Annotated in this window: 8 protein-coding genes; 7 read left to right on the forward strand and 1 reads right to left on the reverse strand. The window is 63.7% G+C overall.

Annotation, left to right across the window (positions count from 1 at the left end; translation table 11 throughout):
- Nucleotides 1-175 precede the first annotated feature (175 nt).
- The 7 genes from MFF55_RS16775 to MFF55_RS16805 all read left to right on the forward strand — a co-directional run bounded on the left by MFF55_RS16775 (nucleotide 176) and on the right by MFF55_RS16805 (nucleotide 7,527).
- Nucleotides 176-2,338 carry a tetratricopeptide repeat protein gene (locus MFF55_RS16775; RefSeq protein ID WP_238245249.1) on the forward strand — a complete coding sequence of 721 codons (2,163 nt, stop codon included), beginning with the start codon at nucleotides 176-178 and terminating at the stop codon, nucleotides 2,336-2,338.
- A 64-nt stretch (nucleotides 2,339-2,402) separates the two neighbouring features.
- Nucleotides 2,403-3,656 (forward strand): DegT/DnrJ/EryC1/StrS family aminotransferase, encoded by a 1,254-nt coding sequence (locus tag MFF55_RS16780; RefSeq protein WP_373874821.1) that lies wholly within the window; start codon nucleotides 2,403-2,405, stop codon nucleotides 3,654-3,656.
- Nucleotides 3,653-4,432, forward strand: coding sequence for a WbqC family protein (locus MFF55_RS16785; protein WP_238245250.1), 780 nt, complete (start codon nucleotides 3,653-3,655; stop codon nucleotides 4,430-4,432). The genes MFF55_RS16780 and MFF55_RS16785 overlap by 4 nt, the downstream gene beginning before the upstream one ends.
- The gene (locus MFF55_RS16790; RefSeq protein ID WP_238245251.1) at nucleotides 4,366-5,328 is read left to right on the forward strand and encodes a glycoside hydrolase family protein; all 963 of its coding nucleotides are present in this window, start codon (nucleotides 4,366-4,368) and stop codon (nucleotides 5,326-5,328) included. The genes MFF55_RS16785 and MFF55_RS16790 overlap by 67 nt, the downstream gene beginning before the upstream one ends.
- A gap of 5 nt (nucleotides 5,329-5,333) precedes the next feature.
- A complete protein-coding gene (locus tag MFF55_RS16795; protein WP_238245252.1) occupies nucleotides 5,334-6,290 on the forward strand; it encodes a glycoside hydrolase family protein in 957 nt (318 codons plus the stop codon).
- The gene (locus MFF55_RS16800) at nucleotides 6,287-6,745 is read left to right on the forward strand and encodes a GNAT family N-acetyltransferase (RefSeq protein ID WP_238245253.1); all 459 of its coding nucleotides are present in this window, start codon (nucleotides 6,287-6,289) and stop codon (nucleotides 6,743-6,745) included. The genes MFF55_RS16795 and MFF55_RS16800 overlap by 4 nt, the downstream gene beginning before the upstream one ends.
- Nucleotides 6,742-7,527 (forward strand): class I SAM-dependent methyltransferase, encoded by a 786-nt coding sequence (locus MFF55_RS16805; protein ID WP_238245254.1) that lies wholly within the window; start codon nucleotides 6,742-6,744, stop codon nucleotides 7,525-7,527. The genes MFF55_RS16800 and MFF55_RS16805 overlap by 4 nt, the downstream gene beginning before the upstream one ends.
- Here the strand turns inward: MFF55_RS16805 and MFF55_RS16810 are convergent.
- The gene (locus MFF55_RS16810) at nucleotides 7,516-7,893 is read right to left on the reverse strand and encodes a flagellar biosynthesis repressor FlbT (RefSeq protein ID WP_238245255.1); all 378 of its coding nucleotides are present in this window, start codon (nucleotides 7,891-7,893) and stop codon (nucleotides 7,516-7,518) included. The two genes, MFF55_RS16805 and MFF55_RS16810, sit on opposite strands and share 12 nt — an antisense overlap.
- Nucleotides 7,894-8,145: the final 252 nt, after the last annotated feature.

An 8,145-nucleotide genomic window follows, 5' to 3' on the forward strand; every position in this document is an offset into this window, starting at 1 on the left:
GCACTGCTTGATGGTTGATACAGCAAACCGGATGCGTTGTGCCCGCGAACGATAAGGCCGGATATCAAGCACGCATGTCGACATCAACCGACCATCAACGAGGCGGTTCTTGGTGCGGTTAACTCTTTCTTAGGAATAATGCTTCCACCTTCCCGGTTCTGCCGGGAGGCGAGACGTGCTCAAGCAACGACAATCACGCGGTATCGAGCAACCTCGCGCAGTCCAACCTGCCGAACGCTTTTTCACGAAGGCTGCCGAACACTACGCCGCAGGTCGGTTTGAGAAGGCCCGGCGCAACCTTCAATCCGTCTTGGATGCGGCACCGGGACACGCGGCGGCGCATTTCGAGCTAGCGGCGCTTGCCCGAAGGACCGGCGCGTCTGCAACGGCCTTGCCGCACTACGTCGCGGCCTTGCGTTGCGCTCCAGAACGGCCGGATTACTGGCTCGCCCTGGCGACTGCCCTGCTGGAAGCCGGCAGGGTGGCGGAGGCGCGCACAATTATCGAAAGGTTTCTGGCGCAGCACGGTCACGCCGACGGTGCGCGAGCGATCGTCATGAACTTCGTCAATCTGGCTTTTGCCGAAGCTTTGATTCATTACACCAACAACGACGACCCACAGGCTGAGGCTCTTCTCGATCTCGTCATCGCGATCGACGAGACGCACGCGGCTGCAACATATTACGCGGGTGCGGTCGCCGCTCGGAGAAATAACCTCGATCTGGCCTTCAACCTGTTCAGCATCGCTATTTTCCGCGAGCCTGACAACCCTGAGTTCTTCAGCGGTCTTGGCGGCTTTCTTACAACCATTGGAGATTACAACGGGGCCGTGTCGGCGCTCCAAAAGGCGGTTGAGCTTGATCCGAACTTAGCTCTCGCGCACTCGAACCTCTCCGGCGCCCTGACCAAGCGTGGCGAGTACGACTTGGCCTTGAACCATGCGAAGCGGGCGCTCACCATCAATCCGAACTTGGCCGGCGGCTACGTCAATCTCGGAATCAGCTTGAAGTCCTTGGGTAGTCTGACCGAAGCGATCTCAGCCTACGACCGAGCCATCGATTGCGAGCCCGGACACGTGACGGCGCATTCGAACCGGCTCTTCGCGAAGCTCTACGCGACCGATGTCTCACCGGCTGAGTATTTCCGCGATGCCGTTACCTTCGGCCGCCGCTTCGCCGATCCCCTGTTGCGGCGACGCCCCTTCGCTAACGATCGTGATCCGACTCGCCGGCTCCGGATCGGATTCGTTTCGGCCGACCTCTGCGCGCACGCGGTCGCCCGCTTCCTCGAACCAGTCCTCGAACGCTTGGACCGAAACGCTTTCGACCTCACCGCCTACATGACGCGCGGGACGGAGGACGCCGTATCGCTTCGTCTGCGCGGCAAGTTCGACGCTTGGCACAGTATCGCTGGGTTGACCGACAACGCGGCCGCGGATTTGGTTGAGACCCACGCGATCGACATCCTCGTCGATCTTTCAGGACATAGCGCCGGGCACCGACTGCTGGTGTTCGCCCGCAAGCCTGCACCCATTCAGGCGACTTGGATGGGGCACCCCGCAACGACGGGGCTGACGGCAATAAACTACCGCATAACCGACGCGGTCCACGACGTGCCGGGCACCTCGGACGCTTTTCACACGGAGACCGTGTGGCGCCTGCCGGGCGTCTCAGCCACCTACCAACCGCCCACTGACCTTCCGGAGGTTCGAAGGCGCGCGCCCTTTGAGGACAGAGGCTACGTCACCTTCGGCGTCCTGAACCGCTTCGAGAAAATCGGCGATCACGCACTAAGAGTCTGGGCCCGCATCCTGCGGGAACTCCCCGACGCGCGGCTGTTCATGGTCGTGGGTGGCGTCGAGGCCCCCGAGGTCCGAGAGCACGTCCAGGAGCGCTTGTCGGGCGCTGGGCTGCCCCTCGATCGCGTGTTGCTGCACCCTCGCGTGAGCTTGCATCCGCGGGTGGGCCCCGGCTACTTTGACCTGTACCACGAGTTCGATATCGCCCTCGACTCGTTCCCCTACAATGGCGGCACGACGAGCTGTGAGACCCTTTGCATGGGCGTGCCCTTCATCGCGTTGAAGGGCACGCATGCGGCCGGGCGAACGGGCGTCGCCGTACTGACGGCCGTGGGGCTTCAGGAGCTCGCGGCAGAGACGCTGGAGGATTACGCCGCCTGTGCGGTTGACTTGGCACGCGATATCGATCGCCTGCGGGCCATCCGGTCGGGCCTGCGTGAACGCGTATTCGCGAGCCCTCTCATGAACCATGTCCGACTTGCCGAAGAGGTCGGTGATGCCTTCCGAACGATGTGGAGGCGTTGGGTCGATGCAGGCTAACGCGCGAAATTTGCCCCTTGCAGAAGAAAGCGCCGACGTGCCGTCACGAGGCACTGTGGAAGCATTGAGTGCAACGACCACCCCGGAGGACGCACGGCCGCCCTCTACGAGCAGCATCCCAAGCACGCCCGTGCAGGCCGTCCTGCGCAGGCTGGAGCAGGAATTCGCGCGTATCCTCGAAGCCCCCGAGGTGCCGAATCCGGGGGCGGCTCCTGCCGAGCCGATCTTCGTCACGCGTCCGTTCCTGCCGCCACTCGACGAGTTCACGCCGCTCCTCGAAAGCATCTGGCGGACCCGAGTTCTCACGAACGGCGGTCCATACCACCGCGAATTGGAGGACCGCCTGAGAGACCATCTCGGCGTTCCCGAGATCGCCCTCTTCAACAACGCCACCACCGCGCTGATCGTCGCCCTGCGCGCTCTCCACTTGTCGGGCGAGGTGATCACCACGCCCTATTCCTTCGTGGCGACCTCGCACGCCTTGCTGTGGAGCGGCCTCACGCCCGTCTTCGCGGATGTCGATCCCGATACGCTGAACCTCGATCCGGCCGCCATCGAAGCGGCCATCACCCCGCGAACCTCCGCGATCCTGCCGGTCCATTGCTACGGCCATCCCTGCGATGTCGAAGCAATCGACGCGATCGGCCGCCGGCACGGTCTCAAGGTGATCTATGACGCGGCCCATGCCTTCGGCGTGAGGCATCGCGGCCGCAGCCTGCTGACCTATGGCGATCTCTCGGTCCTCAGCTTCCACGCGACGAAGGTGTTTAACACCTTCGAGGGCGGCGCCGTAGTCTGCGGGGACGCGACCCGGAAGGATCAGATCGACAAACTCAAGAACTTCGGTCACGACGGCGAAACCTGCGTCGTCGACATCGGCATGAACGGTAAGATGAGCGAGCTCAACGCGGCGCTCGGCTTGGTTCAGCTCAAATATGTCGACACGGCGCTAGACCGCCGGCGAACGATCGACGCGGCTTACCGCGAGGGCCTGCGGGGCGTCAGAGGCGTCCGCTGCCTGGACGATGCTGGCGAAGATACGGCCAACTATTCCTATTTCCCGATTCTCGTCGGTCCGGACTATCCCTTAAGCCGCGACGCGTTGAACGACGCTCTGAAACGCGACGGCATTCATCCCCGCCGGTACTTCTATCCGCTGATCTCGGAATTCCCGATGTATCGGTCGCTGCCGAGCGCGCGGCGCGACCTGCTCCCCGTCGCGGCCCTCGCCGCAGACCGCGTGCTCTGCCTACCCATCTATCCGGACCTGGACGCCGCCGTCGTCGCGCGCGTCATCGCACGGATCGCGAACCCATGAAGGTCGCGATCATGCAGCCGTACCTGCTGCCTTACATCGGCTATTTCCAGCTCATCGCGGCCGTCGACCAGTTCGTCGTCTACGACACGGTCAAGTACACGAAGAAGGGCTGGATCAACCGCAACCGCCTCCTGCGAGACGGCGACGTGTTCGTCTTCACGCTGCCAATCGAGAAGGATTCGGATTCTCTCGACATCCGCGAGCGTCGGGTCGCGGCAAGCTTCGCGCCGGACCAGCTTTGCCGCCAGATCGCGCAGGCCTATCGACGCGCGCCGCATTTCGTTGAGACGATGCCCCTGGTCGAGGCCACCCTGAAGTACGAAGCCCACACTCTCTTCGACCATCTTCGCCACGCGCTCGTCCGAACTTGCGCGCACCTCCAGATCGACACACCCATCCGGATCGCCTCGGAAGTCGAGGGCGAGACCGTCCTGCGCCGGCAGGATCGCGTCCTCGACATCTGCCAGCGCCTGGGCGCGAGCACCTACATCAATCCGATCGGAGGCACGGCCCTCTACGAACCCGCCGCCTTCGCGCAGCATGGCATCGCCTTGCGCTTCCTGCGTGCGCGGCCCTTCGCCTACGCACAGTTCGGCCATCCGTTCGTCCCGTGGTTGTCGATCGTCGACGTGATGATGTTCAATCCGCGATCAACGCTCCTTACGATGCTCCAAGACGGCTACGATCTTATTGAAGGGGAGGAAGACCCGTGCCCCGTTGGCGCAAGCTTGGACGCGTCTTCGATCCCGGAACGGTTCGCGACCGCCCCTGGATGAAGGCCTTCGCGCAGGCGCCCGCCGCACTCGTGTGCGACGACGTCGTGCGGATGTACGTCTCATGCCGGCCGGCCCCGGACGCGGACGGCCAGTATGTCAGCTACAGCGCCTTCGTCGACCTCGACCGCCGCGACCTGTTCAGCGTGCGCGGGGTCGCGGATGAGCCGATCCTGCCGCTCGGCGAAACCGGCGCGTTCGACGAATTCGGCGTCTATCCCGTCTCGGTGATCCGGTCCGGCTCGGAGATCCGCGCCTACTACGCCGGCTGGACGCGCTGCCAATCGGTCCCCTTCAACACGGCGATCGGCTGCGCGGTGAGCCGCGACGGCGGTCGCCGCTTCGAGCGGCTGGGACCTGGCCCGATCATCCCTTACACGCCGGACGAGCCTTTCGTGATGAGCGGTCCGAAGGTGCGGCGGTTCGGCCGGACGTGGTACCTCTTCTACATCGCCGGCTGCTCCTGGAAGACAGTCGAAGGCCGCGCCGAGCCGGTCTACCGGATCCGAATGGCGACCTCTTTCGACGGTCTATCCTGGACCAAGGTGGGACGTGATTTGATCCCGCCGCGGATCGAAGCGGACGAGGCTCAGGCCAGCCCCGACGTGTTCGAGGCGGACGGGCGCTATCACATGCATTTCTGCTACCGTCACAGCGAGGGGTTCCGTAGTCGGGAACGCGGCTACCGCATCGGTTACGCCTGGAGCACCGACCTCATGCATTGGACTCGGGAAGACGGTCGGTGCGGCATCGACGTGTCCGAGGAGGGCTGGGATTCCGAGATGATCAGTTACCCCCACGTCTTCGAGGTCGATGACAGGATCTATCTCGCCTACCTTGGCAACGGGGTCGGTCGCGACGGGTTCGGGATTGCCGCGCTCGACGGCGGATTCAGTTGAACGCAATGCGGTGGGCGAAGCTCGGTCAAATCTACGATCCGCGCGAGCATCCGCTCCCGTTCGGCTGCGGCGCCTTCGCCCAATCCCCGCAGGCCCTTGTCTTCGACGATTTCGTCCGGATCTACTTCTCGACACGCAGCCAGGAACCGGATGGCCAGTACCGGAGCCACGTCGCCTTCGTCGACATGCGCAAGGACCTGAGCGGCATCTTGGCGGTCTCGAAACGGCCCGTCATCGAGCAGGGTTCTCTTGGGACCTTCGACGAGCACGGCATTTTCCCGATGAACATCCTGCGGCACGATTGCCTGATTTACGGCTACACCACGGGCTGGAGCCGCCGGGTCTCGGTTCCGATCGAAACCGCGATCGGTCTCAGCGTCAGCGGCGATGGAGGCGTGACCTTCGAGCGGCGGGGTTCCGGACCCGTCCTCGCAGCCTCGTTGCACGAGCCATTCCTGGTGGGTGACGGCTTCGTCCGTGTGATCGATGGCCTTTTCCACATGTGGTACATCTTCGGCACGACCTGGAGCCGCCCGAGCATGGGCGGCGCGCCGGAGCGGGTCTACAAGATCGGCCACGCGACTTCGCAGGACGGTATCGCCTGGGCGAAGCAGGATGGCCGTCGGATCATTTCCGACCGGCTCGGGCCGGAGGAATGCCAGGCGTTGCCGTCCGTCTTCGACGTCGGCGAACGTCGTCACATGGTGTTCTGCTACCGGGAGCAGGTCGATTTCCGCACCCATCCAGGCCGCGGGTACCGGCTCGGGCACGCGTGGTCCGACGACTTCTCGCACTGGACCCGCGACGATGACGCGCTACCGTTGCAGGGCACGCCGGGTGAGTGGGATTCCGACATGCAGTGCTACCCGCATGTCTTCGCGTGCGACGGGGCGACCTACCTCCTCTACAACGGCAACGCCTTCGGCCGTTTCGGCTTCGGCGCGGCGCGGCTCGAACCGTGACCGGGCCGCGCTACGACCGGAACCGATCGCGGATCGAGGATGTCCGCGCTCACCTTCTCGCCTGCGACGGGGCCTTCGTGCCGCCGCTCGCGACGCGGGTCTCGATCCCAGGTTACGCTGCCAGGCTCGTCTCGCAGGCCGAGCGGTTCGAGGCGTGGGCCGGTTCCGATCTGATCGGGCTCGTCGCGGTCTATTGCAACGCTCCCGACCGGCACGACGCATTCGTGACGAATGTCAGCGTCGTCCCAGAGCAGACTAGGCGCGGCATCGGTCGCCGCCTGCTGCTGGGAGGCATCGCACACGCCCGCAGCCTCTCATTCGACCGGCTCCTGCTCTCCGTCGATCATAGGGCGAGCGCGCTCGGACTCTACCGCAGTCTCGGTTTCCGTGGAGAGGCGACGGACGGCGAGACGTTGCGACTATTTCTCGAACTCCAAGAGGAGGCCGTTCCATGAGCGAGACCCGCGACTTCGATCACGAGGCGCAGGACGTCCCCGGCCACCGCTACGCCTACGATTTCGACCTCGACGTGATGCACGGATACATGGTTCGCGCCTTCGAGCCGTTCTTCCGACCGGGGCGGCTGCTCGAGCTCGGAAGCTTCCGAGGCGACTTCACCCGGCGCCTGACGCCGTATTTCTCCGACATCACCTGTGTGGAAGCCTCGGGGGAGGCAATCGCCGCAGCACGCGAGCGGGTCGACGGACCCATCAAGTTCGTGCATTCGACGTTCGAAACGGCTGCGCTTCCCGAACGTTACGATACCGTCGTCCTCACGCATGTGCTCGAACATCTCGACGACCCGGTAGGGCTGCTCCGATCCGTGAACCAGACATGGCTCGCGGACGGCGGCCGTCTGCTGATCGCCTGCCCGAACGCCAATGCGCCGTCCCGACAGATCGCAGTGAAGATGGGCCTGATCACACACAGCGCAGCCGTCACCGATGCCGAGCGGCAGCACGGACACCAGCGCACCTACAGCCTCGATACGCTGGAGCGGGACGCCGCGGCCGCCGGTCTGACGGTAATCCACCGGACCGGCGTGTTCTTCAAGGCGTTCGCGAACTTCCAATGGGACTCGCTGCTCAAGACGGACATCGTCTCGGCAGAGTATCTGGACGGCTGCTACATGCTCGGCCAGCAATACCCGGATCTCTGCGCGAGCATCGTCCTGGTTTGTGAGCAGGGGCCCGCAGGACGACGCGATGACCGTGCCCCCGCGCGGCTAACGGCCTGATTCTGCCTCGTGCGCGATGAGCTTCTTCCCCGTCTTGATGGCGAGGTGGTACTGCTTGGCAGCGATGGCGTCGTGGATCGACAGAAGGTAGGGCGCGGCGCTCGGCATGTGCTGTAGGATCTCGGTCGATTGCAGCACGAAGAGGTTCTCGGCCTCGGCAGGGTCGTCGGCCAGATAGATGACCTGCAAGGTGACGCAGAGCTTCTTGCAAGGTGTGTCAGCCTCGCTCTCACGGATGATCTCGCTCTCGCGCAGCAGCTTGCATTGCGTCTCGACGAGGAAGGTGGAGCGGCGATCGAGGTTGCGGATCAGCGCGCCGTTGATGATGAGGCGCTCTGAGGGTTTAAGCTCGATTCTGAGGGGCATGTGGCCAACTCCGTTCTAGAGGACAGTCGGACCATCAACACCATCCGTTAACGTTGTTTGAAGTTGCAGGCCTGAAAACAGCGTCTTGGAATGAAGTCAAAGCAGAAAGGCCGATATCGCGCGATCAGCTTAACTTGTGAGTAGGAAGCGACGTGTTTCGTGATGAGGACGGCAGAACGCCGGCTTCTTACCCAATAGGGATGTACGATCATGGCTTCCAGCGTTTCACTTTCCGCCGCGACCCGTCAGAAC

The sequence above is a fragment of the Methylobacterium iners genome, assembly GCF_022179305.1.
Taxonomy (GTDB): domain Bacteria; phylum Pseudomonadota; class Alphaproteobacteria; order Rhizobiales; family Beijerinckiaceae; genus Methylobacterium; species Methylobacterium iners.

Excerpts from the sequence above, each read along its gene's own strand:
- MFF55_RS16805 (WP_238245254.1), top strand. The coding sequence starts at position 6,742 with ATGAGCGAGACCCGCGACTTCGATCACGAGGCGCAGGACGTCCCCGGC.
- MFF55_RS16810 (WP_238245255.1), bottom strand. The coding sequence starts at position 7,893 with ATGCCCCTCAGAATCGAGCTTAAACCCTCAGAGCGCCTCATCATCAAC.
- MFF55_RS16785 (WP_238245250.1), top strand. The coding sequence starts at position 3,653 with ATGAAGGTCGCGATCATGCAGCCGTACCTGCTGCCTTACATCGGCTAT.
- MFF55_RS16795 (WP_238245252.1), top strand. The coding sequence starts at position 5,334 with ATGCGGTGGGCGAAGCTCGGTCAAATCTACGATCCGCGCGAGCATCCG.